Source organism: Streptomyces sp. NPDC002845 (assembly GCF_053591955.1).
This window is the reverse complement of the sequence record NZ_JBSFUU010000005.1, coordinates 105,309-131,031: the sequence shown is the minus strand read 5'-3', so window position 1 is coordinate 131,031 and position 25,723 is coordinate 105,309. Positions and strand designations below refer to the sequence as shown.

Genomic DNA, 25,723 nt, shown 5'->3' with positions numbered 1-25,723 from the left:
ATTCGACCTCCCACCTCAGAAAGGCAGTTCGTGATGGAGCGAGCCGGCTCGTCCCCCAGCAGACGGCGCATGCTCAAGGGCACGGCCCTCGCCGCGGTTCCCTACGTCCTGCTCCCCGATCCCCGGGCCGGGGCGCAGCCGCGGGCGGTCGACTACGCGCTCGGGGAGTGGTCGGGGGCGAGTTCCGCCAACTACACGGTGGCCGACCGCCCGGCCAGTCGTCCCATCGACCTCGTGATCATCCACGTGACACAGACGAGGTTCCGGAACACCCTGAACGTCTTCCGGAACCCGGGCAAGCAGGTGTCCGCGCACTATGTCGTCAGGGCCGCCGACGGCTACGTGGCGCAGTGCGTGCGGGAGCGCGACATCGCCTGGCACGCGGGCAACTGGGACTACAACGCGCGCAGCGTCGGCATCGAGCACGAGGGCTGGGTGGACGAGCCGGGCTGGTTCACCGACGCCATGTACGCGCAGTCGGCGAAGCTCACCGCGGCGATCTGCGCCCAGCACGGCATACCCAAGGACCGCGCCCACATCATCGGTCACCACGAGGTGCCGGGCACCGACCACACCGATCCCGGGCCGAACTGGGACTGGACGCGCTACATACGGCTGGTCAACCTCGTCTGAGGCCCGGAGCGACCGAACCGACCGGAGCAGTCAGAGCAACCTCACCGGCCGCGGCAACCGGAGCGACCGGATCGCCCCGCTCCGGGAACGTCGTCGCGTGGCTTGTCCGGGCGCGTACGGGGAGTGACGATGGGAGTCAGCCACATCGCCTTCCTCTGGAGGCTCCATTGACCGATCCGTGGGTGGCCCTGGAGCCGGGGGCCGATCCCGTCGAGCGGGTACGGGTGCTGCGCCGCGCCCATGAGACGTTCACCGAGGCGGGCCGGGTGGAGCGGCCGGTGCGTTCGGTGGTGGCCGACTCGTGGCGGCGTTCGGCGCGAGCGGGGGTCGGCCCGGACGGCACCGCGAGCGTGGAGCTCACGGACGGCGACCTCGGCTCCTACCGCGCGGAGCATCCGCTCGCCCGGGTGATGCCCCTGGTCCGGGAGCTCATGGGCCCGTTCGCGGCGGACGGCGAGCATCTGCTGGCGGTGTGCGACGCGCAGGGCAGGCTGCTGTGGGTCGAGGGGCACCCGACCACCCGGCGCCGGGCGGACCGGATGAACTTCGTGCCGGGCGCACGCTGGGCGGAGACCGCGGTCGGTACGAACGCGCCGGGTACGGCCGTTGCCCTGGACCGGCCGGTGCAGGTGTTCGCGGCCGAGCACTTCATCCGGCGGGTCCAGCCGTGGACCTGCGCGGCGGCGCCGGTCCACGATCCGCGCACCGGGCGGGTGCTGGGCGCGGTGGACATCACCGGCGGCGACGGCCTCGCGCATCCGCACAGCCTGGGGTTCGTGCAGGCGGTGGCGCGTGCCGCCGAGTCCCAGCTGGCGCTGCTCGCCCCGCCCGAGGCGGCGGCGGACGCGCTCGAACTGGCCGCGCTGGGCCACGACGAGGCCCAACTCCTCGTGGATGGGCGGAAGATGAGGCTCAGTCGGCGGCACAGCGAGATCCTGGTGCTGCTCGCCCGGCACCCGGAGGGGCTGACCGGTGATGAGTTGCTGTGCGCGCTGTACGAGAACGAGTCGGTGACGCCGGTGACGCTGCGCGCCGAGCTGGCCCGGCTGCGCAGGCTGCTCGGCCCGGGGCTGCTGGGCTCGCGGCCGTACCGGCTGACGGTTCCGGTCGAGTCCGATGTCGCCGTTGTGGAACGGAGGTTGGAGACGGGCGCGGTCACGGCGGCCGCGGGGGCGTACGGTGGGCCGCTGCTGCCCGGTTCGCTTGCGCCGGCGGTGGTACGCCTGCGGCACCGGCTCGCCGATGGGCTCCGTACGGCGCTCATTGCCCGCCGCGACCCCGACCTGCTGGCCGACTGGGCGCACGCGCCGTGGGGCGAGGACGACCTCGACGTATGGCGGGCGCTCGTCACCGTACGACCGACGGCGGCCGTCCGGGCACGCCTGGACGAACTGGAGTCGGAACTGGCGGCACCACCGGGGTGGACAGGCCGGGCGCGCCGGTAAGCGCGACAAGTGCCGCAACGTAGTTGCAACGTGCCCGTCCCTAGCCTCGCGCCGAGAGCTGTCCAACGGCGGGCAGCGCTTTTCCAGGAGGCAGGTACCCCATGACCCGTTTCGCGGCGCCCGGCACCGAGGGCGCGATCGTCTCCTACGAGGCTCGCTACGACCACTTCATCGGCGGTGAGTACGTGCCGCCGGCTCGCGGGCAGTACTTCGAGAACCCGAGTCCGGTGAACGGTCGGCCGTTCACCGAGATCGCGCGAGGCACGAGCGAGGACGTGGAGCGTGCGCTGGACGCGGCGCACGCGGCCGCGCCCGGCTGGGGCCGTATGTCGGTGACCGAGCGTTCGGACATCCTCCGGAAGATCGCCGACCGGATGGAGGCGAACCTCGAGAAGCTGGCGGTCGCCGAGAGCTGGGAGAACGGCAAGCCGGTGCGCGAGACGCTGGCCGCCGACATCCCGCTCGCGATCGACCACTTCCGCTACTTCGCGGGTGCGCTCCGCGCACAGGAGGGCTCGCTCGCCGAGCTCGACGACGACACGGTCGCGTACCACTTCCACGAGCCGCTCGGCGTGGTCGCGCAGATCATCCCGTGGAACTTCCCCATCCTCATGGCGACGTGGAAGCTGGCGCCCGCGCTCGCGGCGGGCAACGCGGTGATCCTCAAGCCCGCCGAACAGACCCCGGCGTCCATCCACTACTGGCTGAGCCTGGTGGCCGACCTGTTGCCGCCGGGTGTGGTGAACATCGTCAACGGGTTCGGCGTGGAGGCGGGCAAGCCGCTGGCGTCCAGCTCGCGGGTGGCGAAGGTGGCGTTCACCGGGGAGACCACGACGGGGCGCCTGATCATGCAGTACGCCTCGGAGAACATCACGCCGGTCACGCTCGAACTCGGTGGCAAGTCGCCGAACATCTTCTTCGACGACGTCTGGGCGGCGAACGACGAGTTCCGCGACAAGGCCCTCGAAGGCTTCACGATGTTCGCGCTCAACCAGGGCGAGGTGTGCACCTGTCCGTCGCGGGCGCTGGTGCAGCGCGGCCACTACGCCGAGTTCATGGAGGCGGCGGTCGCCCGTACCGAGCAGATCAAGACCGGGCACCCGCTCGACACGGACACGATGATCGGCGCCCAGGCATCCAACGACCAGCTGGAGAAGATCCTCTCCTATCTGGACATCGGACGGCAGGAGGGCGCCAAGGTCCTCACCGGCGGCGAACGCGTCGAGTACGACGGCGAGTTGAAGGGCGGCTACTACGTCCAGCCCACCGTCTTCGAGGGCGACAACCGCATGCGGATCTTCCAGGAGGAGATCTTCGGGCCCGTCGTGTCCGTGACGTCGTTCCACGACTTCGACGACGCCATCAAGATCGCCAACGACACGCTGTACGGTCTCGGGGCGGGTGTGTGGACCCGCGACATCAACACCGCCTACCGCGCGGGCCGTTCGATCCAGGCGGGCCGTGTCTGGACGAACTGCTACCACGCCTACCCGGCGCACGCCGCCTTCGGCGGCTACAAGGGTTCGGGCATCGGCCGCGAGACCCACAAGATGATGCTTGAGCACTATCAGCAGACGAAGAATCTGCTGGTGTCGTACTCGCCGAAGAAGCTGGGCTTCTTCTAGACACACGAGAAAAGGCGCCTGACCTGGGCTTTTACCCGTCAGGCGCCTTTCGCTCAGCCGATTCACGGCTGGGCCCGGCTTGCGCACTAACTCCCATTTTCTCCCAGGGTTGTCCCGTTCCTGACCAGTACTTCCGGACCAGTCACGGACCAAACGCACGGATCAGCCCTCAGACGCTTCGCCTTGGCCGACGCGCCCCCACTCCTGCATGAACTGCTCGATGAGGCGGTTCGCCCGTTCTCGAACGATGTCGAGGAACTTGGCGTAGTGACGGAAGAGAACCTCGTCTCATTTGGTGAGTCTGCGCCGTCTACCGGTACGTCGCCGAGGTCGTCGACGTCCTGGCCGACCTCGCACCCGCCCTGGCCGAGGCGGCCCGGCGCGCGCCGAGGAAGGCGTACCTGATCCAGGACGGGACGCTGCTGCCCATCGACCGGATCGCCGCCGACCGGCCGCTCCACTCGGGCAAGCACCACAAGCACGGCATGAACGTGCAGGTCCTCGCCGACCCCATGGGCTGTCTGCTCTGGACGGTCCCCGGCCCTGCCCGGGGCCGTCCACGACATCCGGGCCGCCCGCGAACACGGCATCATCGACACCCTGGCCAACGCCGGCCTCACCTGCTGGGCCGACCAGGGATACCAGGGTGCAGGCGGCACCGTGCGCGTTCCCTGCCGCGGCCGGTGGGACCGCCTGTCCGCCGGTCAGCAGGCCGTCAACCGCTCTCACGCCAAGATCCGAGCCTTCGGCGAACAGGCCATCGCCACCCTCAAAGCCTGGCGGCTCCTGCGCCAACTGCGTTGTTCCACGACCCGGATCACCCCCTTCGTCCAGGCAGTGCTCACCCTCCACCTGACCAGCTCAAACCGAGGTTGGAAAAGGCTCACTGTCAGTGGTGGCGGGTACGGTCCGCATCATGACGCCATCTCCTCGCTCCGACTCTCTGCGGTGGCTGCTGGAGGTCACCGCCGCCGCGGCTCCCGCGGGACCCGGCCGCCTTCGAGGAGCAGCGGCAACTGCTGTGCTCTGTCGCCCAGTTCGACAGGGCCTCGCGGACATGGTGGACGCATATCGAGAGCGCTCGATGTCCGGGCGCTCGACGTCCTGCAGCGTCTGTATGAGCCTGCCGGGCGTTTTGGGACCGAGATTCGTGTCCAGGCGATCGCTGCTCCTGACACGTGGAAGGGGCCCTGTTTCAGCGACGCCGCGGCGAGCTGGCGAGCCTCGTGGCGGCACGGGCTGACCACGGCCGGTTGTTGGGGCAGCTCCCCGTCTCCTGACAAGGGCCTCCGGGATCGGCGATCGCTATGCCGTGGCTTCGCCCGGAGGTGAATCGGGGCGGTGTGCTGAGCGGGCGTTTTTACAGCCGTGGGGGTGGCGGCGCGATGGAGGAACAGACTTGGTGCGCAGTGGTGTTGGGGGTTTCGTTTGCAGGGGGATACGCGGCAGATCCAGACGGCGGTGCTGGGCGGTGCGGAGTCGGAGTTGCCGCTACTGCTGCCGCTGGAGGCGATCGAGATGGACGCCTTCCGGTGCCGACACGTAGGGGACACGTTCTGGTGCAGGCTACTGCTGGGAGGCTGCGGCGGGCAGCTGACGACGAAGCTGTACACCGAACTTCCCTGAACTATCGATAGCCCGGGCGAACAGGCGGGAGGGAAGATCGTGATTCTCTCGGCTCGCCTCAGCGCCAGGAACTACTGTCGCGAGCATGGTCGAACACGATGCCCTCAGCGCCACCCGCGAGGCCTACGACGCTGCTGCCCCCACCTATGCGCAGCTGTTCCGCGACACGCTGCGTGACAGTCCCCTGGACCGCGCGATCTTGGGTGCCTTCGCCGAGGTCGTACGTGCGAGTGGGGACCGTCAGGTCGCGGACCTGGGGTGTGGCCCTGGCCATATCACCGCTTATCTGGACGAGCTGGGGCTGGCGGCGTTTGGTGTTGATGCCTCTCCTGTGATGATCAAGTTGGCTCGACAGGCCTGTCCGGGCCTGCGGTTCGACGTGGGCTCGATGGCCGCGTTGAACATCGCTGACGGCGTACTGGGCGGCGTACTCTCACGTTGGTCCATCATCCACACTCCGCCGCGGGAACTCCCCGTCATCCTGGCGGAGTTCCATCGTGTGCTGGCACCTGGCGGCCACCTTCTGGTCGGCTTTTCGGCAAGCGACGATCCGTCTCACCCGACGCAGGTCTTCGATCACACAGTCGCGCCGGCCTATCGGTGGTGGCCTGATCACCTCGCCGCGATGCTGCGCACGTCCGGGTTGGCCGAGGTGGCCCGGATGATTCGCGAGCCTCAGCCCACCGACCGGCGGCAGTTCCAGGAGGTTCAACTGCTCGCCCGCAAAGCCTAGCCAAGGACTGTTTGGCCGAACACATGACCGCATCCAACCTGCCGGACGGGGAGCCGTCAGGCTCCAGGCGGCGGCTCATGATCAGGGCTCACCGTCCGTTCGAGCTCCGTTTTGGTCGAACAAGGGGACTCCGAGGAAATCCTTCGATGACCTGCACTCCTGGCGGGCATCAAGCTGGGCGAGTCTCTCCTCTGCTCCGGCGAGGCTGACCTGGAGTCCCTCGCCCTCGCCGGGCCGGCCTTCCCGCTCGGCCTCGGCGATGCGGGCGATCAGGTTGTCGCGGATCTCCTCCGATCGGGTCCTCCGGGGCGGATCCGGTCGCAGGAGTGAGCATCGGACACAAGCGTGCTCATGGATGCAAGGTGATCCGAATGCGCGTGCGCAGGTGCCGACGGACACCGTCCGCTTCTCGATGTGCCCGAGGAACTGGTCCCACTCCTCAGCCGTGGCTGTCCGGTATTCCTCTGCAGGTCGCAGGGCACGGCGGCGTGCGATGAAGGCTCGGTGGGCCTCGATCGCGTCGTGTGGATAGACGGAGTTGTAGCCCATCGTGGTGTTGATGTCCTTGTGGCCGCAGATGATCTGGGCGATGTGTGGCGGCATGCCGTTCGCGATGGCGTCCGTGACGAGGATCCCGCGGAAGTCGTGGGGCTGAAGCGCAGGGGCTTGCCGTTCTCGTCGATCATGCCGATGGCGGCCAGGGCCTCGTTGAGGGCCTTGCGGATGTTGGCCGGCGAGACTGGCCGGCGTCGGCCGGCGGAGTCCCACTGGAACAACGACGGCAGGGGCGGGTTCCAGGTCCTCTCGCGGTCGTAGAAGGAGGCGACCAGCGGGATCGCCCCTGATCGGTCGCGGACTCGCGTGACGATGGTGCCGAGGACGTCGGCGAGTTCGGGACTGACGAGCAGGGCTCGTTCCTCGTCGGTCTTCGACGGCGCGATCTGCAGCAGGGGAACGATCTCTCCGGTGGTGGGGAGCTTGTATTGCGTGATGCTGTGGTGGCTGGCCTTGAGCATCTCCTCGATGCGGACGCCGGTGTGCCGCAGGAACTCCACCACGGCCCAGGCCCAGAAGGCCCGGTGCTCGTCCTGGGTGAGTTTCGCTTGTGCCTGTGCTGGTCGAAGGCCACCCGGGTGAGGTGCGCGACCCGGGCCCGCGATCCCTTCGGCTTGACGAACGTCTCGTTGAGGACAGTGAATTCGGCTTCTGGCTCCGCCTCTTTCAGGGCGTCCAGCCGTGTCCTGGCTTCGTGGAGGCGTCGGGCCACGAAGTCGACCAAGGACGGTAGGACCGGAAGCCGCTCGCGGGTGCGCCTGCGGGATCGTGCTCGTTGCTGTTTCTCGTGCTTGACGTGTCGGGTCTCCTCGCAGCTGATGGGGCAGCGGACGGCCCACGGGCCCCGGCGACTGGGCTCTTCCCGCGGCCCACTGTGCGATGTCGGGGTAGAACGCCCTGATCAGCATGAGGACGGAACGTAGGAGATCCTCGGCTTCGTGGTCTCGATGACCGTGCCGTCCGGCCGTTTCTTCCGCGCGGTGACGGCGCGGAAGCGCTCCTTCCACCCGGTCGCAGTGTCCGACGGCAGGTCGGTGGAGTCGATTCCCGGGTGGTGGGCCTCGAGGTCAGCCCAGAAGTTGCCGGCGATGGCTCGAGACAGGTTCTGCAGGGTGTTGCAGTCGACGCTGGGCCGGCGTTCCTTCAGGTAGTCGACGATCAGGTCGCGGATGGGCCGGCACTGCAGGTGGAAGCGGTCGACCAGTTGCTCAATGGTCAGCTGAACCGGCCTGAGGTTCCGCAGACGCAGGCTTGCCGGATCGTCGTCGGGGAAGATCCCCAATGTGGCGGAGCCAGCTGTAGAAGTGCGTGTGGACGATGCCCTGGTTGCGGACGGTGTGCTCGCTGAGTCGAAGTTCGAGGCAGTCGCCGACGGTGATGTCGCTGATGCCACCACCCTTGGCGATCATGATCCGGATTCGGTGATCGCGCCAGAGTGGAGTGACGACACGATCGAGCCGGTGCTGGGATGTCGGTGCCGGTCGACGACGACACGCTGGTGAGGCGCTGGTATGTGCACCGGGTGCGGTTCGACAGCGCTGGCACCAGTCGGCAAGTCCGCATCGGTACGCAGGGCTGCGTGGAGCCTGCGATTCTGCGCATTCGGCACACCGGGCTGTATTCCGCGATGCTCGCAACCGAGTCTGAATCGTCGGTTACGCAGACATGACACCCAGGCGGCGGGGGGTTTCCCCTGACCCACCCCTTCCCGAAACCGGGGGCTCCGCGCCAGTTTCGGTGGCTGACGATGTGCGCGCCACCGCGAGAAGCGCCATGTCGTCCGAGAGCCGTCCGCCCGTATAGGCGCCCACGTCCGCGAGCAGGGCGTCGAGCAGATCACCGGGGTCGCGCAGCGCCCAGTCCTCCGCACGGGCCCGCGCGGCCGGGTCGTAGAAGGTGCCGTCGGCGGCGCGGGCCTCCGTGAGGCCGTCCGTATAGAGCAGCAACGTCGCGCCGGGCGGAAAGGTTGCCTCGACGACGCCGGACCGATCACCGGCCGACGCGGGGCGCAGGCCGCCCAGCCCCAGCGGGAGCGCGTGCTGGGAGGGCTCCAAGAGCTGTACGTCGCCGTCGACGCCGAGCAGCAACGGTGCCGGATGTCCCCGGTTGACCAGCCGTAGCTTCCCGGTCTCCCACACCTCCGCCAAGAGGGCGGTGGTGAACCCCTCGAAGCGCTCCAGACCCGCCTGGCGCTCGGCCTCCCGGGTCAGCACGTGGTCCAGTCGGACGGCGACCCGCTCCAGCGAGAGCTCGTCATCGGCGGCCTCCCGGAAGGTGCCGATGATGACAGCGACAGCCTCGATCGCGTCCAGACCCTTGCCGCGCACATCGCCCACGAGCAGTCGCACGCCGTGCGGGGTCTCCTGGACCGCGTAGAGATCCCCGCCGATTCGGGCGTCGCTGTGCGCCGCCTCGTAGCGGGCGGCGATCTCCAGCCGGCCGACACGGGGCGGAGGTGTCGGCAACACGGCGAGCTGGACGGCCTCGGCGACGGTACGGGTGGAGGCAAGCCGCTCCCTGCCCCGCCGCACGATGCGGTTGATGAAGAGGGCGAGCACCGCCACCGTGGCGACGGTCACGGCCTTCGTCAGGCCCTCCGCTACCCCAGGCTTGTCGTAGAAGGCCAGCAGCGCCATCAGGACGAGCGTCGAGACCAGCCCGATGAACGCGGTGAAGCGGGCGGAGAGCAGCGGGGCCGCGACCATGGGTGCGGCCGCGAAGAGCGCTGTGACGGTGATATCGGGCGGGGTGATCCGCTCGAGGACGGCGCCGAGCACGATCAGCGCGACAGACAGCAGCCGTGCGAGGCTGCTGTTTTCCGCCACCGCCTCCCGCAGCCATGGCCGTGGCCGTCGCCCGCGCATGCTCCCAATCTCCCAGCTGTGGCCCGGGCTGGCGAGTCGGCGACCGTCACGGGCACCCATGAGGCACCGTCGCCGACGCGACCCTGGCGAGATGACGGGCCTGTCAGCCCTCCGTGCGGCACACGAGGTCGACCTCGTGCGTACGGAAGCCGAGCTGCTCGTACACGGACACCGCCGGCCCGTTGTCCGCGTCGACGTACAGCATCGCGGTCGGCATCCCCCGCTCCACCGCCAGGTAGCGCAGGCCGACCGTGGTCAGCGCCTTGCCCAACCCGCCCCCCCTTGCGCCTCAGGCGTGACGCCCAGCACGTAGACCTCGCCAAGCCGCTCCTGCGGGTGGACTTTCGTCCAGTGGAAGCCGACGATCTCCTCGCGCCGCACCGCGAGGAAGAATCCCTCGGGGTCGAACCACGGTTCGGCCTTGCGGGCGTCCAAGTCGCGCTGGACCGGCGAGCTCTGTTCCGGGTGGTGGGCGAACGCGGCCGCGTTGGCGGCCAGCCAGGCGGTTCAGCGTCTGTCAGCCGACCTGCACGAGTTGCCATTGCTGGTTGGTGCCGCCCCAGTCGGTGTACTGGACGATGTCGGCGCCATTGTCGGTGGCGGCGTTCTGTACTTCGAGTGCCTTGCCGCTGTTGCGGTTGATCAGGCGTATATGGCCGCCGTCGGAGTCGGTGAGTCTGAACTGCTGGTTGGCGCCGTTGTGGTCGGTCCACTGGACGATGCCCGCGCCGTCGGCGGTGGACCAGCCGAGGACGTCGAGGACCTTGCCCGAGTGCCGGGACTTGAGGCGGTAGTAGCCGCCACCGGAGTCGACGAACTGCCACTGCTGCTGCGCCTGGTCGTTGCGCGACCACTGGGTGATGCGCGCGCCGTCGTCGGTGGCGAGGTTGTACACGTCGAGCGCCTTGCCACTGTTGCGGTTCACCAGCACGTACCACGCACTGGTGTCGATCCCGCCGGGAGCCTCGGCCACGCCGGCCACGAAGGTCGTCACGCTGCGAGCGGGAAGCGTGGCGGTGAAGGAGCCGTTCGACACGCCGGTCGCGCCCTGGGGCGCGATGTTCCTGCTCGCGTCGGTCAGCCAGGACGAGACACTGGACACCGTGCTGTTCGCCAGGGAGAACTGCTGGCTCACCGCAGAAATCCCCTTGTTGATGGCAACGACGACGACCGTGGACTCACCGCCCCGGTACGCCGAGACGTAGACGTTCGACGCCGGGTTCGCCGTCGCCTCGATCCGCACATATCCGGGGCGGACGAACCTGGCGAAGTGCGCCATGCCGGCGCCGCGCTTGCTGATCCGGCCGTCCTCCCGCATGGGGCCGTAGCTGCGCCGGATGTACCACCAGATGTACGCCTGGAACTCGGCGTCCACCATGGCGCGGTGGATGTGCTCCCCCACGTCGAGCGCCTGGGGCCAGAGGTCCGCCGAATCACTGCTGTTGGGGTAGTAGACCTCGGTCATCCAGAGTTCTTTGCCCGCGCCCCTTTGCCTGAAGAGGGGATAGGGGAAGTCCGAGAACGGCGTGCCGTAGAGGTGGGCTCCGAGGATGTCCACGTTGGCGAGCGCCGCGGAGTCGTTGAGGATCGGGTCCGAGATGTTCTTCCGGTACTGGAAGGACTCGGGCGCGATGACCCTGGTGCCGATCGAGCCTGCGTTCTCCCGCAGGAACCGGACCATTTCGGTGGGGGTCCACCACGTCCAGTCATGAGCGTAATCGGGCTCGTTCTGCACCGATATGCCGTACAGGTTCACCCCGTTGTTCCGCAGGAATCCGTTGAAGTCGTTGAGGTGCTGGGCATAGGCGCCGTACATGTCGTACCTGAGGCGTCTGGCGTCGGTCTGACTGCCGCGGACGAAGGTCTCGACCATGCGGGCGGGGGGATTCCACGGCGACGCGATGACGGTCGCCCCGAGCTCGATCGCGCGCCTCGCCGTCGCCACATCACGGCTCCAGTCCGCCTGGTTCTCGGGGACGGGGATCCTCAGCACGGAGAACCCCAGTTGGCCCTCGCCGGTGCCGAACGCCGTGTCCCGCTGGGCGGCTGTCAGGTCGCCGATCCAGGCCGTGTGGGTCATGCCGCCGAAGCCTCGGATCGTCTGCCGCCGCGCCGACGGGTCAATGACCGCTGTGGCGGCAGCCGTCACGGCCGCAGCTCCCGAAGCCCCCACGGTCGACGTCGTGGCCGTGAGGACCGGCAAGGCCCCCATCGTCGCCAGGACGGTCCTCCGGCTCGGCGATTTCCGCTCGCTGCTCACGGGCTCATTCCGACCTTGCGTCATGTCTCCTCCTCTTGGCGGTTGGTGCCGATCCGCACGTTGCACTCCTATGGGAGCGCTCCCACTCGCAGGAATGACTACGCGCTGGTCTTGGTTCGGGGGAGGTGCTGCCGGTCGTTCCATCGACCTGCCCTGGCGGCTCGGGAAGACACCGCAACCGTTCGACATTTCGAATGGCATGCCAAATTTCAAATAATTGGCAAGCTGGCAAATTAACGATTACCACTCGCACCGTCAAGCCTCAGCGTGCGAAGAAGCGCGAATGGGGCGGGCAATTGGCTTCCTCAACAAGCTGACCGCGAAGTTCGGAACCGTCCTGGTGATCGTGGACCAGCCGGCCTCGATCGGCGCCCTGCCCCTGACCGTCGCCCGGGACGCGGGCTGCAAGGTCTCCTACCTGCCCGGCCTGGCCATGCGGCGCATCGCCGACCTGTATCCGGGCGAGGCGAAGACCGGCGAAGACCGACGCCAAGGACGCCGCAGTGATCGCGGACGCCGCCCGCACCATGCCCCACACCCTGCGCTCGCTGGAGCTCACCGACGAGATCACCGCCGAACTGACCGTGCTCGTCGGCTTCGACCAGGACCTCGCGGCCGAAGCCAACCGCACCAGCAACCGCATACGCGGCCTGCTCACCCAGTTCCACCCCAGCCTGGAACGCATCCTGAGCCCCCGGCCTCGACCACCAGGCCGTCACCTGGCTGCTGGAACGCTACGGATCACCGGCCGCCCTGCGCAAAGCCGGACACCGCAGGCTCGTCGAAGCCATCAGGCCCAAGGCCCCGCGCATGGCAGCCCGGCTGATCGACGACATCGTCGACGCGCTCGACGAACAGACCGTCGTCGTTCCCGGCACCAGCACCCTCGACATCGTGATCCCGTCCCTGGTCCGCTCGCCCGCCGCCGTCCACGGACAGGGCCGGGCCCTGGAAACCCAGATCAACGAACTGCTGGAGGCCCCCCTCTTGCCCAGGTCCTGACGTCGCTGCCCGGCGTCGAGGCCAGGACCGCCGCCGTGCCGCTGGTCACCGTCGGCGACGACACCAGCTTCCCCACCGCCGCCCACCTCGCCTCCTACGCCGGCCTCGCCCCGGCCACGAAGTCGTCGGGCACGTCGATCCACGGCGAACACGCCCCCAGAGGCGGCAACCGGCAACTCAAACGCGCGATGTCCCTGTCCGCGTTCGCCGCCCTGCACGATCCCGCCTCCCGCACCCACTCCGACTCATGCCGAGCCCGCGGGAAGACCCACACACAGGCCTTCCTCCGCCTCGCCCGCCACCGCATCAGCGCGCTCTTCGCGACGCTCCCCGACGGCACCCTCTACGAACCCAGAACCCACGCCTCGCTTGACGAAGGACATAGAGGCACCCCCGCCGCGCGGCGTCGCCCAGAACAGCTCGGGGTTCTCGGCCTCGTCGGCGCGCACCCTGCGGCCGTCCACGTAGACCATCTCGCAGGCCGGCAGGTTGTCGACGGTGGCACCGTAACGGCGCATCAGGTGGCCGATGCCGCCGCCAAGGGGCAGTCCGGCGACCCCGGTGGTGCTGACCGTGCCGGTGGGTACGGCCAGGCTGTGCTGCGCGGGCGCACAGTAGCCCGACAGTCACCTCCGGAGGGCCACCGGGACCGGCGGCCTCGGTGACGTCGGCCGGTCGGTGTGGCGTGGCAGCAGTACCCGGAAGGTGGCGCCTCGCCCGGGTGCCGAGTGGATCTCGACGTGTCCCGCGTGAGCGGTGACCGTCCCGCGTGAGCGGTGACCAAGCAGTGGACGATGGCCAGGCCGAGGCCGGCGCCGCCGGTCGTGCGGGTGCGGGAGGTGTCGGCTCGGTAGAAGCGTTCGAAGACGCGGGTGGTCTGGGACGGGGTGAGGCCGGGGCCTTCGTCCGCCACCTCCAGGACCGACCGCGTCGTCGTTCACGGTGCCCACGCCGATGCGGACGGGCGTGCCGGGTGGTGTGTGGGCCACCGCGTTGCCGACCAGGTTGGTGACGACCTGACGGCGGCGGGCCTCGTCGGCCAGGGCGGGGCGGGGGCAGAGGCGGGTGCGCCGTCGCCGTTCAGGCCGGTGAGGGTGACCGGGCGGGTCACGTCCAGGGCTCGTACGTCGTGGGGGGCGTCGGCGGCGAGGGTGCGCAGGTCCGTGAGGGCCAGGTCGAGGGCCGCGGGAAAGCCCTGGGCGGGATGAGCGGTGGGTTTGCCGGTGGCCTTCAGGGAGTGCTCGTCGAGGCGGGCCAGCAGGAACATGTCCTCGACCAGGCGGGTGAGGCGGTCCGATTCGCGGGTGATGCGGGACATCGTGGCGTCGATGTCCTGGCGTTCGGGGAGCGCACCCATGCGGTGCAGATCGGTCAGGCCCTTGATGCCGGCGAGGGGGGTGCGCAGTTCGTGGTCGGCGTCGGCGACGAAGCGGCTCATCCGCGCCTCGGACTCGGCGCGGGCGCCGAAGGCGGTCTCGATCTGGCCGAGCATGCCGTTCAGGACCTTGGCCAGGCGTCCTGTCTCCGTGTTCGGGGCGCCCAGTTGGGGGACGCGGCGGGACAGGTCACCGGCCGCGATCTCGGCCGCCGTCTGCTCGATGCGGGTCAGCGGGCGCAGGCCGGAGCGGACCGCGAACCAGCCGGCCAGCGCCAGCAGGGCGAGCAGGCCAAGACCGGTCGTCTCGTAGATCCGCCACATGCGGTCCACGGTGCCGTCCACCTGGCTCATCGAGGTCGACACGATCACGCTGCCCCGGCTGCCCCCCCATTGCCCCCGGGGTCGCCCACCAGTGCCGTGCGGGTGACCCTGGGCACGGCGATCGACCGGCAGCGCGTGTCGCCTTTGGTGCTGCCGACGGTGAAAGGGCGGCCGTCGCGGACCGTGACCGCGCCCGCGTCCAGCCGGGGCAGGGCCGGGCCATGCGCATCCTGGGTGCGGTTCGGGCCGGCGAGCGAGTCGATGCTGCTCTCGGCGGTGCCGTCCTCCGCCACGTACGTGATGACGGGGTTGCCCAGGACGTCCGTCCGTACTGAAGTCGGCGAGGGCGGGCGGTGGGTTCCCGTCGGCCCCGTACTCGGCCACCGCCGGCGGCAGTACGGCGAACACCTGGGCGGAGGCACGGAGTTGGGCGTCGACGCGGTCCTCCATGCAGGCGCGCAGGGCATTGCCGGTGACCAGGCTGAACGCCGAGAAACCGACCGCCGGCAGAGCCACCGCCGGCAGAAGGACGCGGGTGCGGAGCGAAGCCCGCGCCCATACCGTGCGAATCCGGCGGCGCACACTCATGTCCTCGGTCCGCGCAGGACGTAACCGACGCCGTGCACCGTGTGGATCAACTTCGGGCCGCCGTTGTCGAGTTTGCGGCGCAGGTAGCCGATGTACGTGTCGACGATGCCGGTGTCGCCGCCGAAGTCGTAGTCCCACACGCGCTGGAGGATCTGCGCCTTGGAGACCGTGCGGCCGGCGTTGGTCATCAGGTAGTGGAGGAGGCGGAATTCGGTGAGTGAGAGGCGTATCGGCTCGCCCGCGCGGGTCGTCTGGACGCCCTCGGGGTCGAGTTCGAGGTCGGCCACGCGCAGCAGGGCGGTCGCCGCTGGTGCGGCGCAGCACGGCGTGGGATGCGGGCGATCAGCCACCCTCCCCGTCCGGACGTGCGGAGCTACCGCTTCCAACGGGGCGTCACGTGGACCAAGACCAAGATCCGGGACTTCGTCGACCTGTCGCCGCACTACAGCGAGCACGCGCTGCTGTTCAACCTGCTGGGCGAGCGGTTCACCGACGAGATGCTCACCGATCACCTGACGACGATGGCGCTGATGGAACAGCCCGAGAACCGCGGGCTCCTCGTCGCCGACGCCCGAGCGTTCCGCGACTCGGGTTCGCGGCGTTCCAGGGCCCGGTCGCGGATCATCCAGCTGAATGAGGGCTCAGGCACCGGCAGGGGCCGCGCCGCCGGGTCGGCGTCGTTGCGCACGGGCGCCTCGGCCTCTCGTTTCGTCCGCTTCGGCCGGAGAACGGCTTCACCGGTCGAGGTGGGGGTCGGTGATCTCGCGGAGTCTGGTGAGGCTGTCGCGGAGCTGGTCCATGCGGCGTTTGCCGAGGTGGGCGGTCCACTCGGCCTCGACCTCGGCGACCGCCGCAGCGGCGACGGGGCGCACGGCGAGTGCCTTGTCGGTCAGGCGGATCAGCCGGGCGCGGGCATCACTGGGATCCGGGCAGCGTTCCACATATCCGCCGGCCTCCAACTGGTCGACGAGATAGCCGGCGGTCTGCTTGGTCACCTGGGCGGCTTCGGCGAGTTCGCTGAGGCGGATGCCATTGTCGTCGACACGCTGCAGGAGCTTGCCCTGCGCTACGGTGACGTCGTCGTACCCGGCCTCGGCGATGGCGGCGAAGACCCGGTTGTCCATGGCCCGGTAGGCGATGAAGAGCAGGACGCCGATATTGAGTTCGTCGGTCATGGACTGCGTCCCCTTGCGACTTCCCCGAAAATCGTCAGGCCGTCCGACTGAAACGAGCACAAACGAGTCAGAGAAACTGACCATTTTAGTCAGAATATCTGACCGACTTCCCCAGTAGGCACGGTGGCATCGACCGTCGCCGCTGCGCATCCTGAACGCCGACGACACCGAACTCGCGCGGCTGCGTGCGCCGGGCATCGCCGGCCCCGAGGACGACCCCACCGCGCTCGCCGACCCGGAGGGCAACGCATTCTGCCTGTCGGCCGGTGGCGGAAGCGGCGCACGCTGAGCCGAACCGGAGGCGGAAGCTCAGTCTACATATGTGCAGATATTGGCGATTGGATGTTTTCGCACAACGTTCTTGCGCTAACTGCTGTCTTATGGGATGTAGTTCACGTCCGAACATGTTCCATCAAGAACACGGCAAAGCACGGGGGATAACACGTGAGTGATCGTCGTTTTGACGCGCGCAACGCGCGTGCAAGGGCCGCCGAAGTAGAGTTCGAGCGCAACGTCCCGACCCAGGTGGCCAACGGGGCGGAGACGGACCACCCGTTCGTCGCCAACTACTCCAAGGGCCTGCCGCACAACAAGTTCGGTGAGGTCGACCCGGCCGCATACAGCCTGCTGCGCCGGGCGCTGGCCACCGGCTCCTACGAGGACTTCGAGCGGATCCCGCTCGCCGGCAGCCGCAAGCTCGTCAACCCGCAGTCCGGAAGCTCCTTCGACCTGCAGGGCCCGGACGCCCAGGCACTGACCATCCCGCCCGCACCACGCATCGACAGCGCGCAGAACTCCGCCGAGGCGGTCGAGCTGTACTGGATGGCGCTGCTGCGCGACATCCTGTTCACCCGGTTCGACTCCAGCGAACTCGTCGCCGAGGCGGCCACCGAACTGAGCGGGCTGTCGGACCTCCGGGCACCCAAGCAGGGCGACCTGGTGACCCCGCAGACCATCTTCCGCGGCAGCACCCGCGGTGACCTGGCCGGACCGTACGTCTCGCAGTTCCTGCTCAAGGACATCACGTACGGCACACTGCTGATCCCGCAGCTCCTGGACACCCTGGTCCGCCCGGTGGACCACCTCACCACCTGGGACGACTGGCTGGAGGTGCAGAACGGCTTCGAACCCGAGCCGGACGAGCGGAACTTCGCCGAGCGCCGCTACATCCAGACACCGCGCGACCTGGCGCACTACGTGCACTTCGACGCGCTGTACGAGGCCTACCTCAACTCCGCCCTCATCCTGCTGGACCTGGACGCGCCGGTGGACGCGGGCAACCCGTACAACTTCTCGCGCAACCAGATCGGCTTCGGCACATACGGCGGCCCGCATCTGCTCTCGCTCGTCACCGAGGTCGCCACCCGCGCCCTGAAGGCGGTGTGGTTCCAGAAGTGGTACGTCCACCGGAGGCTGCGGCCCGAGGAGTTCGGCGGCCGGGTGCACCTGCAGCTGCGCGGCCAGCGCGAGTACCCGATCGACGGCGAGGTGCTGGACTCCGTCGCGGTCAAGCGGGTCTTCGAGAAGTACGGCAGCTACCTGCTGCCGCAGGCGTTCCCGGAGGGCAGCCCGACGCATCCGGCGTACGGCGCCGGGCACGCCACGGTGGCGGGGGCCTGCACCACCCTCCTCAAGGCCTGGTTCGACGAGTCGTACGTCCTGCCCGAGCCGGTCGTGCCCACCACCGACGGCACCGCCCTGGAGCCGTACACCGGCCCGGACGCCGACCGGCTCACCGTCGGCGGCGAGCTCAACAAGGTCGCCGCCAACATCTCCATCGGCCGCAACATGGCCGGCGTGCACTGGCGCACCGACTACACCGCGTCCGTCCGGCTGGGTGAGGAGATCGCCATCGGTCTGCTGCGCGAGTCGAAGGAAGTCACCCTGGAGAGGGCCGACTTCACCCTCAGCCGGTTCGACGGCACCACCGTCACCATCTGATCCGGAGAGTCTGGTAGCCGGGGGTCGGTCCGCTGCGGTGGACCGGCCCCCGGCCCGCGTCGTACCCGGCCCGCGCCCTTCACCGGCAGTACGCTCCGGCCAGGCCGCATCCCTGGAGGGCACCCATGGCTTCCCCATCTCCCGCCGACGGCGTCGGGCGCTACGACGACCTGCGCGCGATGTTCATCAACTGCACGCTGAAGCGCTCTCCGGAGGTCAGCAACACCGAAGGCCTGATCGACAGGAGCAGGGCCGTGATGGAGGCCAAGGGCGTCGCCACCGAGCTCGTCCGCGCCGTCGACCACGACATCGCCACCGGCGTCTGGCCGGACATGACCGAGCACGGCTGGGCCACCGACGCCTGGCCCGCCCTCTACGAACGGGTGATGGCGGCCGACATCCTGGTGCTCGCCGGGCCCATCTGGCTGGGCGACAACAGCTCGGTGATGAAGCAGGTCGTCGAGCGCCTGTACGCCTGTTCGTCACTCCTCAACGAGCAGGGTCAGTACGCCTATTACGGGCGGGTCGGCGGCTGTCTGATCACCGGCAACGAGGACGGCGTCAAGCACTGCGCGATGAACGTCCTCTACAGCCTCCAGCACCTGGGCTACACCATCCCGCCGCAGGCCGACGCGGGCTGGATCGGCGAAGCGGGCCCGGGACCGTCGTATCTCGATCCGGGCTCGGGCGGCCCCGAGAACGACTTCACCAATCGCAACACCGCCTTCATGACCTGGAACCTGATGCACCTCGCGGCGCTGCTCAAGCGCTCCGGCGGCATCCCCGCGCACGGCAACCAGCGCTCGCAGTGGGACGCGGGCTGCCGCTTCGACTTCCCCAACCCCGAGCACCGCTGACGTCCCGCCGGGACCGGCTGGGCCTTGCCCATCCGGTCCTCAGGCTGTACGGGTGAACGATGAGTCCCGTCCGGCAGGAGCGCGCGGTACGCGGCCGTCGTGGCGGTGACCTCGGTGCTGATGATGCGGTGGGGGCTGCCCGCCGCTCCGCCGTCCATCCGTATGTCCGGGCGGATTCCGGCCGGCGGGGGCGAGGTGGTGCCCACGCGCGAGACGGTAGCCGCCGCGCGCGGCCGGGTTCAGCGATGGCACCGGCGCCCCCGCGCCCCTACAGAAGGAGTGATGCCCGATGACCGACACCCTCCCCCGCGTGGAGCTGACCCCCGCGGCCGCCGATCTCCTGCGCCGGCTCCGCGCGGCCCACGGCCCGCTGATGTTCCACCAGTCCGGCGGCTGCTGCGACGGCAGCGCGCCCATGTGTTACCCGGAGGGCGAGTTCCGTACGGGCGATTCGGACGTGCTGCTGGCCGAGCTGGAGGTCGACGGGGTCGAGGAGCCAGTGACGTTCTGGATGGCGAGGAGCCAGTACGAGGCGTGGCGGCACACCCGGCTGATCGTCGACGTCGTGGAGGGGCGGGGCAGCGGCTTCTCCCTGGAGGCACCCGAAGGAGTGCGTTTTCTGACCCGTTCCCGAGTCGTCGGCGTCTAGCCACCGCCCGCCTTGGCGCCGTCTGGTGCAATTCTCCCGAGTGCTGGGAGAGTTGACGAGGCATCAGGGGGCACCGTGACACGTCGCGGCCGACGGTTCAGAACGGTACTGACAGTTCTCGCGGCGTGGAGTGCGCTGGCCGGCGCGGCCCTGGTGGGGGCGGCACCGGCCGGCAGCGCGCCGGGCACCGTCGAGGTCGCGCCGGGCGTCGAGTACGGCGAGTTCGACATTCCCGGGGTGAAGGGGACGGCCCACGCCCATGTGGTGAGCGTCGATCTGCGTCATCCGCAGGTGCGGGTCGATCTGCTGTACCCCGCAGCGGTGGCTGCGCGGGCCCGCGTTTCCCAGCTCGCGAACTCCGTGGGCGCGGTCGCGGGGATCAACGGCGACTTCTTCAACCTCACCGAGACCCGGCACCCCGGCGTCGAGGCCACCGGCGCCCCGGTCGGTCCGGCGATCGCGGGCGGGCGCCGGCTCAAGGCCGCCGTCCCGAACGGCCAGCGTTTCGGCCCGGCCCTGCCGCCCGGCACGAGCACCGAGGACGTGCTCGGCGTGGGTGTCGACCGCAGGGCCCGCATGGACCGCCTCGCCCTGGTCGGCTCGGTCGGCACCGACGACGGTCCGCTTCCGCTGCGCGGCCTCAACCAGTACGCGCTGCCGGAGGGTTCGATCGGCGCGTTCACCACGGACTGGGGCAGCGCCTCCCGGGTACGGGCCACATGCGGCACGGACACGGACCGGGGTGCGCCCTGCAGCACGGACACCTACGAGGTGACGGTCAGGGGCGGTCACGTGGTCGCGGCCTCCGGCATCCCGGGCAGTGGTCCCATCGCCCGGGGCACCACGGTTCTGGTCGGCCGTGAGGCGGGGGCCCAGCGGTTGCGCAAGCTGTCTCCGGGCGAGCGGGTCGGCGTACGGCACCGGCTCGTGGCCGCCGCGACCCGCGTCCCGTACCGCTTCGCCATCGGCGGCCACCCGGTCCTCCGCAACGGTCGGCCGCTGCCCGGGCTGGACAGCAACACCGCCGCCGTACGCACGGCCGCGGGCATCGCGGACGGCGGGCGCCGGCTGCTGCTGCTCGCCCTGGACGGCGCGCCCGCATTCCGCACCGGGCTCACGGTCGCCGAAGTCGCCGCCACCATGCGCCGGTTGGGCGCCACCGAGGCGCTCAACCTCGACGGCGGCGGTTCCACCACCCTGGTCACCCGTGCACCCGGCGCGACAGCCGTCACCGTACGGAACCACCCCAGTGCCGGCGCCGAACGGCCCGTGCCGAACGGCATCGGTGTGTTCTCCAAGGGCATGCCCCCGCCCTGGAAGCCCTGAGTGTCACGGTTTCAGGCTGCTGACAAGGTCCGCTGTCGCCGTGAGCCCGTTGTGGATGGTCGGCGCCATGCTCGAACTGGCCAGCAGGAAGCCCAGCAGCATGCAGACCAAGGCGTGTGAGACTTTCAGCGCGCCATTGCGCAGGAAGACCACCGCCAGGATCAGGAGCAGCAGCACCACAGAGATGGAAACGGCCATCGACAACCTCCTCCGCCACGCCCATTTCGCGGCGTTCGGCCGCAAGTGTGGCGTAGCGGAGGGTTCGTCCGGGCAGCTGACGTGTCCGCCGAACGTGTGGTGTCCGTATGTGTGATGTCCGTACGTATGGTCTCCGCGTCCCGGCTACCGCCGGTCGTAGGCGTCCAGGAACGCTTCGAGCCCCGCGAGGTCGTCCGTGTTGATGTAGTCGACGTCGGCGGCGAGGAGTTCGCCCCACAGCGCGTCCCGGGCCGGGCCGGCCAGATCGGGCGTGGCCCAGAACCGCACCGTCTGTCCGCGTGCGTGCGCCGTCGAGACGATGGTGCGCAGCCTGGCGCGCTCGGCCTCGGGGAACGCGCCGACGCCCCGCCAGGCGAAGTTGAGCGTCCAGTTGTCGCTGATCAGCGGGATGAAGGAGGCGGGCGCCGCACCGCCGAGGTCGGCGAGGCGCCCGTCGTAGAAGGCGCGCCGCACCCTCTGCGCCTCCATGGGCGCGCGGGCCGCGCGGTCGCCGGAGATCACGGCGGTGACCGCGCCGGGACGCACACGGCCGTGGGCGTACGTCGTGAACAGGTGCTTGTAGCGCCGCAGACGGCGGTCGAGTTCGAGGTACGTCGACGAGCCCTCCGTCTTGATGTCGATGAGGAGTTGCAGCGGCTTGCGGTAACCGCGGTACACCGAGCCGTGGTTGGCCCTCACGCGGGCCGCGAGCGGGTCGAGGTACAGGGATTCGAGGGTGCGGGACGGGTTGAGGTCGATGGGGTCGTGGGCGACGAGGAGCTGGTCGCCGACGAGGAAGATGTCGGCCTCAAGGCTGCCGAAGCGGTGGTCGAGGGCGTCGAAGAGGGGGCGCGGGTGCAGGTAGTCGTTGTGCGCGTGGGCGCGCCACAGCGGGCGCGGCCAGTGCTTCCGCTCGCTCGCCTCGGCGTACGCGGGCACCGCGACGGAGCCCGCGAGGGCGGCGCCGAGGGTGGTGAGGGCTCTGCGGCGGGTGATGAGTGCCATGCTCTGCCTCCCTGGTGGTTGCCGTTGGGACCTCAGCGAGTATGCGGTCCCGTACACGCCAAGGAGCAGATGCCCGCGGTGAGTTGGCCGGACTGCCGCCGTGCGTTCATTTCGGCGGACCGACGGACACAAAAAGGCCCACCGCGCATCGGGGGTGGGCCTTCAGGGGAACGGCCGGTTGCAAAGAGGCCCGCCCCTCATCAGGGCGGGCCTACGACGCAACGGCCGGTTACACGGGTGCCCGCAGATCGACCAGTTCGCCCAGCGCCTCGCGATGGGCGCCCGGGGTGCCGTACGCGATCGAGTCGGCCTTGGCCCGTTTCAGGTACAGGTGTATGGGGTGCTCCCAGGTCATGCCGATGCCGCCGTGCAGTTGGAGGGCCTCCTCGGCCGTGTGGACGGCGACGGGGGCGGCGTAGGCCTGGGCGACGGCGACGGCCACGTCGGTGTCGGTGCTGTCGGTGGCGAGCGCGTCGGCCGCGTTGCGGGCGGCTGCGCGGAGGTTGACGGTCTCCAGCCACAGTTGCGCGAGGCGGTGCTTGAGTGCCTGGAAGCCGCCGACGGGCCGGTTGAACTGCTTGCGGTCCTTCAGATAGGCGACCGTTTCAGTCAGGCACCAGTCGGCGAGGCCGAGTTGCTCGGAGGCGAGCAGCCCGGCTCCGGCGCGCAGGGCCCGTCGTACGGCCGTCCCGGCGTCGGAGGTCAGCAGTCGCGCGGGGGCTCCCGTGAAGGTGACGGTGGCGAGGGGCCGAGTGAGGTCCAGGGACACCTGGGGCGTGATCGTGACGCCGACCCCGGAAGCGTCCACCGCGTACAGCCCGCCGTCCTGAGCCGGAACCAGCAGCACATCCGCGGCCGCCGCATCCGCGATGCCGCTCAACTCCCCGTGCAGGGCGCCCTCTTCGCGGCGTACGGCCTCGAAGGCACCCCCGGGCGCGACGGACAGCCCGACCGCGAGCGCGCCCACGGTCCGGCCCGACGCCAGCGCGGACAGGAGCTCGGCGGCCGTGTCGGGCGGGCAGGCCAGCAGGGCCTCGGTGGCGACGACGGCGCTCGTCAGATACGGCACCGGGGCGACCGCGCGGCCCAACTCCTCCAGGACGACGGCGGCTTCGCGGTGGGTGGCGCCCTGTCCGCCCTGCGCCTCGGGGACCAGGAGGCCTGCGAGGCCCATGGCGTCCGCGAGGGACTTCCAGAGTTCGCGATCGTGGCGCACGTCGGACTCGGTGCGGGTGATGACGTCGGCCGCGTCGCAGTGGTCCGTCAGCAGATCCCGGACGGCGGCGCGGAGCGCCTCTTCCTCCTCCGAATACAGCAGGTCGCTCATCGGGCCAGGTCCTTCCAGGCGACGTCCTTGTCGGTGCGCGGCTCGGAGGGCAGGCCGAGGACGCGTTCGGCGACGATGTTCAGCAGGACCTCGCTGGTCCCGCCCTCGATGCTGTTGCCCTTGGAGCGGAGGTAGCGGTAGCCGGCGTCGCGGCCGGTGAAGTCGACCAGTTCCGGGCGCCGCATGGTCCAGTCGTCGTACAACAGGCCCTCCTCGCCGAGGAGTTCGACCTCCAGGCCGCTGATCTCCTGGTTGAGGCGGGCGAACGCGAGCTTCATGCCGGAGCCCTCGGGCCCGGGCTGGCCCGCGACGAGCTGCTGGCGCAGCCGTTCACCGGTGAGCCGGGCGACCTCGGCCTCGACCCACAGCTTCAGCAGCCGCTGGTGGAGGTCATGGGTGCGCAGCTCGGGGCGTTCACGCCAGGTCTTCGCGACCGGGCCGATCATGCCGCCCTCGCGCGGGATGCGCATCCCGCCGATGGACACCCGCTCGTTCATCAGCGTGGTCTGCGCGACCCGCCAGCCGTCGCCGACCTCGCCGAGACGGCGCGCGTCGGGGATGCGGACGTCGGTGAGGAACACCTCGTTGAACTCGGCCTCGCCGGTGATCTGCCGCAGCGGCCGGACCTCCACACCAGGGTCGGTCATGTCGCAGATGAAGTACGTGATCCCACGGTGCTTGGGCACGTCCGGGTCGGTGCGGGCGATGAGGATCGCCCAGCGGGCCAGATGCGCGCTGGACGTCCACACCTTCTGCCCGTTGACCACCCATCCGTCGCCCTCCCGGACGGCCCGCGTGCCCAGCGCGGCCAGGTCGGACCCGGCGCCGGGCTCGCTGAAGAGCTGGCACCACACCTCCTCACCGGTCCACAGCGGCCGCAGACAGCGCCGCTTCTGCTCCTCCGTGCCGAAGCCGAGGATCGTCGGGGCGGCCATGCCGAGGCCGATGCCGATGCGCCGCGGGTCGTTGTCGGGAGCGCCGGCCGCCTCCAACTCCGCGTCCACGACGGACTGGAGGGAGCGCGGCGCACCGAGTCCGCCGAGCCCCTCCGGGTAGTGCACCCAGGCGAGCCCGGCGTCGAAGCGGGCTCGCAGGAAGTCGAGGCGGTCCGTGGTGGCGGGTGGGCAGGCGGCCAGCAACTCCCGCGTGCGGCTGCGCAGTTCGGCGGCGTCGGTCATGCGGCTGCTCCGTTCTCCAGGTCCGGGACCACGGCGACGCGCCCGGTGGTGACCCCGTCGGCGACCCGCTGCACGGCGGCAGCGGCACCGCCCAGCGGAACGCGCTCGCTGACCAGCGGCTTGATCGCGCCCCGCGCGGCCAGCTCGGTGAGCTGCTCGTGGCAGCGCAGGACCAGCTTGGGGTTCTTGGTGTTGTACAGGCCCCAGTGCAGGCCCAGGATCGAATAGTTCTTCACCAGGGCGTGGTTCAGGGCCGGGCTCGGAATGGACCCGCTCGCGAAGCCCACGACCACGATCCGCCCCTCGAAGGCGACGACCTTGGCGGACTGCGCGTAGGCCTCGCCGCCGACCGGGTCGTAGACGACGTCGGCGCCCCGCCCTCCGGTGGCCTCCTTCACGGCGGCGATGACGTCCTCCGTACGCCGGTCGACGACGACGTCGCACCCCAGCTCTTGTGCCACGGCGGCCTTGTCGGCCCCGCCCACGACACCGATGACCGTGGCGCCCGCGGCCTTGCCCAGCTGCACGGCCGCGCTGCCGACCCCTCCTGCGGCAGCGTGGACGAGCAGCGTCTCACCGGCCTCCAGACCGGCCCGGCGGTGCAGGCCGAACCAGCCCGTCTGGTAGCCGATGTGCAGCGCGGCGGCCTCGGCGTCGTCCAGGGCGTCCGGCGCGGGCAGCAGGGCGGCGGCGTCGGCCACTGCGTACTCGGCGAAACCGCCGTACGGCAGCGCCGGGTTGGCGATGACCCTGCGCCCGTCCTCGGTCTCGCCGCAGATCTCCACACCGGGCGTGAACGGCAGCGGCGGCCTGATCTGGTACTGCCCCCGGCACAGCAGGGCGTCCGGGAAGTTGATGTTGGAGGCTCGCACCCGCAGCAGGACCTGGCCGTCACCGGGCGTGGGCCGCTCGACGTCCTGGAGCCGCATCACCTCGCCCGGCTCGCCGTTCTCGTGCACTTGCCATGCCTGCATGCGGAGCCTCCACGGGGCTGTGCTTGGTTGGTTCGCCTGACCGGGGTCGATCGCATACTAAGC

23 protein-coding genes and 6 pseudogenes are annotated in these 25,723 nt (G+C 69.8%); 12 read left to right on the top strand and 17 right to left on the bottom strand.

Going from position 1 to position 25,723, the window contains the following annotated elements; genetic code table 11:
* The first annotated feature begins 33 nt into the window (after positions 1–33).
* The 6 genes and pseudogenes from ACWD3C_RS05260 (at position 34) to ACWD3C_RS05235 (ending at position 6,062) form a co-directional block, all read left to right on the top strand.
* Entirely contained in the window at positions 34–633 is a 600-nt protein-coding gene (locus ACWD3C_RS05260) for an N-acetylmuramoyl-L-alanine amidase (protein WP_451140422.1), read from the top strand.
* Between the two features lie 167 nt (positions 634–800).
* Positions 801–2,078 carry a GAF domain-containing protein gene (locus ACWD3C_RS05255; protein WP_451140239.1) on the top strand — a complete coding sequence of 426 codons (1,278 nt, stop codon included), beginning with the start codon at positions 801–803 and terminating at the stop codon, positions 2,076–2,078.
* A gap of 101 nt (positions 2,079–2,179) precedes the next feature.
* On the top strand, positions 2,180–3,703 hold the full coding sequence (gene exaC, locus ACWD3C_RS05250; RefSeq protein WP_451140237.1) for an acetaldehyde dehydrogenase ExaC: 1,524 nt from the start codon (positions 2,180–2,182) through the stop codon (positions 3,701–3,703).
* A gap of 311 nt (positions 3,704–4,014) precedes the next feature.
* A pseudogene (locus tag ACWD3C_RS05245) lies at positions 4,015–4,570 on the top strand (transposase family protein); the annotation flags it as partial.
* Between the two features lie 561 nt (positions 4,571–5,131).
* Positions 5,132–5,329 (top strand): hypothetical protein, encoded by a 198-nt coding sequence (locus ACWD3C_RS05240; RefSeq protein ID WP_451140235.1) that lies wholly within the window; start codon positions 5,132–5,134, stop codon positions 5,327–5,329.
* Positions 5,330–5,414: 85 nt separating this feature from the next.
* Positions 5,415–6,062 carry a class I SAM-dependent methyltransferase gene (locus ACWD3C_RS05235; protein WP_451140233.1) on the top strand — a complete coding sequence of 216 codons (648 nt, stop codon included), beginning with the start codon at positions 5,415–5,417 and terminating at the stop codon, positions 6,060–6,062.
* Positions 6,063–6,143: 81 nt separating this feature from the next.
* Here the strand turns inward: ACWD3C_RS05235 and ACWD3C_RS05230 are convergent, their stop codons facing one another.
* Together ACWD3C_RS05230 and ACWD3C_RS05225 are read right to left on the bottom strand one after the other, a co-directional pair.
* Positions 6,144–6,665: an integrase gene (locus ACWD3C_RS05230; RefSeq protein WP_451140231.1), complete on the bottom strand. Its 522-nt coding sequence runs from the start codon at positions 6,663–6,665 to the stop codon at positions 6,144–6,146.
* Between the two features lie 853 nt (positions 6,666–7,518).
* Complete coding sequence (locus tag ACWD3C_RS05225) at positions 7,519–7,899, bottom strand: hypothetical protein (RefSeq protein ID WP_451140229.1); 381 nt, start codon at positions 7,897–7,899, stop codon at positions 7,519–7,521.
* 28 nt (positions 7,900–7,927) lie between these two features.
* Between ACWD3C_RS05225 and ACWD3C_RS05220 the strand changes: the two genes are divergently transcribed.
* A complete protein-coding gene (locus tag ACWD3C_RS05220) occupies positions 7,928–8,119 on the top strand; it encodes a hypothetical protein (protein ID WP_451140227.1) in 192 nt (63 codons plus the stop codon).
* Between the two features lie 153 nt (positions 8,120–8,272).
* Here the strand turns inward: ACWD3C_RS05220 and ACWD3C_RS05215 are convergent, their stop codons facing one another.
* From ACWD3C_RS05215 to ACWD3C_RS05205, 3 genes and pseudogenes are all read right to left on the bottom strand, one after another.
* Entirely contained in the window at positions 8,273–9,481 is a 1,209-nt protein-coding gene (locus tag ACWD3C_RS05215; RefSeq protein ID WP_451140225.1) for a PP2C family protein-serine/threonine phosphatase, read from the bottom strand.
* A gap of 103 nt (positions 9,482–9,584) precedes the next feature.
* Positions 9,585–9,985, bottom strand: a pseudogene (gene mshD, locus ACWD3C_RS05210) (mycothiol synthase); the annotation flags it as partial.
* A gap of 16 nt (positions 9,986–10,001) precedes the next feature.
* Positions 10,002–10,760, bottom strand: a pseudogene (locus tag ACWD3C_RS05205) (RICIN domain-containing protein); the annotation flags it as partial.
* Between the two features lie 1,288 nt (positions 10,761–12,048).
* Here ACWD3C_RS05205 and ACWD3C_RS05200 point away from each other — a divergent pair.
* Positions 12,049–13,099, top strand: a pseudogene (locus ACWD3C_RS05200) (IS110 family transposase); the annotation flags it as partial.
* Here the strand turns inward: ACWD3C_RS05200 and ACWD3C_RS05195 are convergent.
* The 7 genes and pseudogenes from ACWD3C_RS05195 to ACWD3C_RS05165 all read right to left on the bottom strand — a co-directional run bounded on the left by ACWD3C_RS05195 (position 12,989) and on the right by ACWD3C_RS05165 (position 16,205).
* On the bottom strand, positions 12,989–13,369 hold the full coding sequence (locus tag ACWD3C_RS05195) for an FAD-binding protein (protein ID WP_451140420.1): 381 nt from the start codon (positions 13,367–13,369) through the stop codon (positions 12,989–12,991). The pseudogene ACWD3C_RS05200 and the gene ACWD3C_RS05195 sit on opposite strands and share 111 nt — an antisense overlap.
* A pseudogene (locus ACWD3C_RS05190) lies at positions 13,261–13,605 on the bottom strand (hypothetical protein); the annotation flags it as partial. The pseudogene ACWD3C_RS05190 and the gene ACWD3C_RS05195, both read right to left, overlap by 109 nt.
* Positions 13,487–13,732, bottom strand: a pseudogene (locus tag ACWD3C_RS05185) (hypothetical protein); the annotation flags it as partial. The pseudogenes ACWD3C_RS05185 and ACWD3C_RS05190, both read right to left, overlap by 119 nt.
* Positions 13,681–14,472: a histidine kinase dimerization/phospho-acceptor domain-containing protein gene (locus ACWD3C_RS05180; protein WP_451140223.1), complete on the bottom strand. Its 792-nt coding sequence runs from the start codon at positions 14,470–14,472 to the stop codon at positions 13,681–13,683. The pseudogene ACWD3C_RS05185 and the gene ACWD3C_RS05180, both read right to left, overlap by 52 nt.
* Before the next feature lie 14 nt (positions 14,473–14,486).
* Positions 14,487–14,864, bottom strand: coding sequence for a hypothetical protein (locus tag ACWD3C_RS05175; protein ID WP_451140222.1), 378 nt, complete (start codon positions 14,862–14,864; stop codon positions 14,487–14,489).
* Between the two features lie 162 nt (positions 14,865–15,026).
* Complete coding sequence (locus ACWD3C_RS05170; RefSeq protein WP_451140220.1) at positions 15,027–15,380, bottom strand: winged helix-turn-helix domain-containing protein; 354 nt, start codon at positions 15,378–15,380, stop codon at positions 15,027–15,029.
* A 384-nt stretch (positions 15,381–15,764) separates the two neighbouring features.
* The gene (locus ACWD3C_RS05165) at positions 15,765–16,205 is read right to left on the bottom strand and encodes a MarR family winged helix-turn-helix transcriptional regulator (RefSeq protein ID WP_451140218.1); all 441 of its coding nucleotides are present in this window, start codon (positions 16,203–16,205) and stop codon (positions 15,765–15,767) included.
* Positions 16,206–16,649: 444 nt separating this feature from the next.
* On the opposite strand from ACWD3C_RS05165, the gene ACWD3C_RS05160 reads away from it, so the two are divergent.
* The 4 genes from ACWD3C_RS05160 to ACWD3C_RS05145 all read left to right on the top strand — a co-directional run bounded on the left by ACWD3C_RS05160 (position 16,650) and on the right by ACWD3C_RS05145 (position 20,978).
* Positions 16,650–18,146: a vanadium-dependent haloperoxidase gene (locus ACWD3C_RS05160; protein ID WP_451140216.1), complete on the top strand. Its 1,497-nt coding sequence runs from the start codon at positions 16,650–16,652 to the stop codon at positions 18,144–18,146.
* Between the two features lie 125 nt (positions 18,147–18,271).
* Entirely contained in the window at positions 18,272–19,003 is a 732-nt protein-coding gene (locus tag ACWD3C_RS05155) for a flavodoxin family protein (RefSeq protein WP_451140214.1), read from the top strand.
* Positions 19,004–19,292: 289 nt separating this feature from the next.
* The gene (locus ACWD3C_RS05150) at positions 19,293–19,652 is read left to right on the top strand and encodes a DUF779 domain-containing protein (RefSeq protein ID WP_451140212.1); all 360 of its coding nucleotides are present in this window, start codon (positions 19,293–19,295) and stop codon (positions 19,650–19,652) included.
* A 75-nt stretch (positions 19,653–19,727) separates the two neighbouring features.
* Positions 19,728–20,978 (top strand): phosphodiester glycosidase family protein, encoded by a 1,251-nt coding sequence (locus ACWD3C_RS05145; protein WP_451140210.1) that lies wholly within the window; start codon positions 19,728–19,730, stop codon positions 20,976–20,978.
* Between the two features lie 3 nt (positions 20,979–20,981).
* Here the strand turns inward: ACWD3C_RS05145 and ACWD3C_RS05140 are convergent, their stop codons facing one another.
* The 5 genes from ACWD3C_RS05140 to ACWD3C_RS05120 form a co-directional block, all read right to left on the bottom strand.
* Complete coding sequence (locus ACWD3C_RS05140) at positions 20,982–21,176, bottom strand: hypothetical protein (protein WP_451140208.1); 195 nt, start codon at positions 21,174–21,176, stop codon at positions 20,982–20,984.
* A gap of 144 nt (positions 21,177–21,320) precedes the next feature.
* Positions 21,321–22,181: a phosphatidylinositol-specific phospholipase C/glycerophosphodiester phosphodiesterase family protein gene (locus ACWD3C_RS05135; protein ID WP_451140206.1), complete on the bottom strand. Its 861-nt coding sequence runs from the start codon at positions 22,179–22,181 to the stop codon at positions 21,321–21,323.
* Between the two features lie 229 nt (positions 22,182–22,410).
* Positions 22,411–23,508, bottom strand: a complete 1,098-nt coding sequence (locus ACWD3C_RS05130) for an acyl-CoA dehydrogenase family protein (protein ID WP_451140204.1) — start codon at positions 23,506–23,508, stop codon at positions 22,411–22,413.
* Positions 23,505–24,686 (bottom strand): acyl-CoA dehydrogenase family protein, encoded by a 1,182-nt coding sequence (locus tag ACWD3C_RS05125; RefSeq protein WP_451140202.1) that lies wholly within the window; start codon positions 24,684–24,686, stop codon positions 23,505–23,507. The genes ACWD3C_RS05130 and ACWD3C_RS05125 overlap by 4 nt, the downstream gene beginning before the upstream one ends.
* A complete protein-coding gene (locus tag ACWD3C_RS05120) occupies positions 24,683–25,660 on the bottom strand; it encodes an NADPH:quinone oxidoreductase family protein (RefSeq protein WP_451140200.1) in 978 nt (325 codons plus the stop codon). The genes ACWD3C_RS05125 and ACWD3C_RS05120 overlap by 4 nt, the downstream gene beginning before the upstream one ends.
* Positions 25,661–25,723 lie beyond the last annotated feature (63 nt).

What these genes read in the sequence shown, in the direction of transcription:
- ACWD3C_RS05260 (WP_451140422.1), top strand. Translation starts at nt 34, where the DNA reads ATGGAGCGAGCCGGCTCGTCCCCCAGCAGACGGCGCATGCTCAAGGGC.
- exaC (WP_451140237.1), top strand. Translation starts at nt 2,180, where the DNA reads ATGACCCGTTTCGCGGCGCCCGGCACCGAGGGCGCGATCGTCTCCTAC.
- ACWD3C_RS05235 (WP_451140233.1), top strand. Translation starts at nt 5,415, where the DNA reads ATGGTCGAACACGATGCCCTCAGCGCCACCCGCGAGGCCTACGACGCT.
- ACWD3C_RS05230 (WP_451140231.1), bottom strand. Translation starts at nt 6,665, where the DNA reads ATGCCGCCACACATCGCCCAGATCATCTGCGGCCACAAGGACATCAAC.
- ACWD3C_RS05215 (WP_451140225.1), bottom strand. Translation starts at nt 9,481, where the DNA reads ATGCGCGGGCGACGGCCACGGCCATGGCTGCGGGAGGCGGTGGCGGAA.
- ACWD3C_RS05180 (WP_451140223.1), bottom strand. Translation starts at nt 14,472, where the DNA reads ATGAGCCAGGTGGACGGCACCGTGGACCGCATGTGGCGGATCTACGAG.
- ACWD3C_RS05165 (WP_451140218.1), bottom strand. Translation starts at nt 16,205, where the DNA reads ATGACCGACGAACTCAATATCGGCGTCCTGCTCTTCATCGCCTACCGG.
- ACWD3C_RS05155 (WP_451140214.1), top strand. Translation starts at nt 18,272, where the DNA reads ATGGCTTCCCCATCTCCCGCCGACGGCGTCGGGCGCTACGACGACCTG.
- ACWD3C_RS05150 (WP_451140212.1), top strand. Translation starts at nt 19,293, where the DNA reads ATGACCGACACCCTCCCCCGCGTGGAGCTGACCCCCGCGGCCGCCGAT.
- ACWD3C_RS05140 (WP_451140208.1), bottom strand. Translation starts at nt 21,176, where the DNA reads ATGGCCGTTTCCATCTCTGTGGTGCTGCTGCTCCTGATCCTGGCGGTG.
- ACWD3C_RS05135 (WP_451140206.1), bottom strand. Translation starts at nt 22,181, where the DNA reads ATGGCACTCATCACCCGCCGCAGAGCCCTCACCACCCTCGGCGCCGCC.
- ACWD3C_RS05130 (WP_451140204.1), bottom strand. Translation starts at nt 23,508, where the DNA reads ATGAGCGACCTGCTGTATTCGGAGGAGGAAGAGGCGCTCCGCGCCGCC.
- ACWD3C_RS05125 (WP_451140202.1), bottom strand. Translation starts at nt 24,686, where the DNA reads ATGACCGACGCCGCCGAACTGCGCAGCCGCACGCGGGAGTTGCTGGCC.
- ACWD3C_RS05120 (WP_451140200.1), bottom strand. Translation starts at nt 25,660, where the DNA reads ATGCAGGCATGGCAAGTGCACGAGAACGGCGAGCCGGGCGAGGTGATG.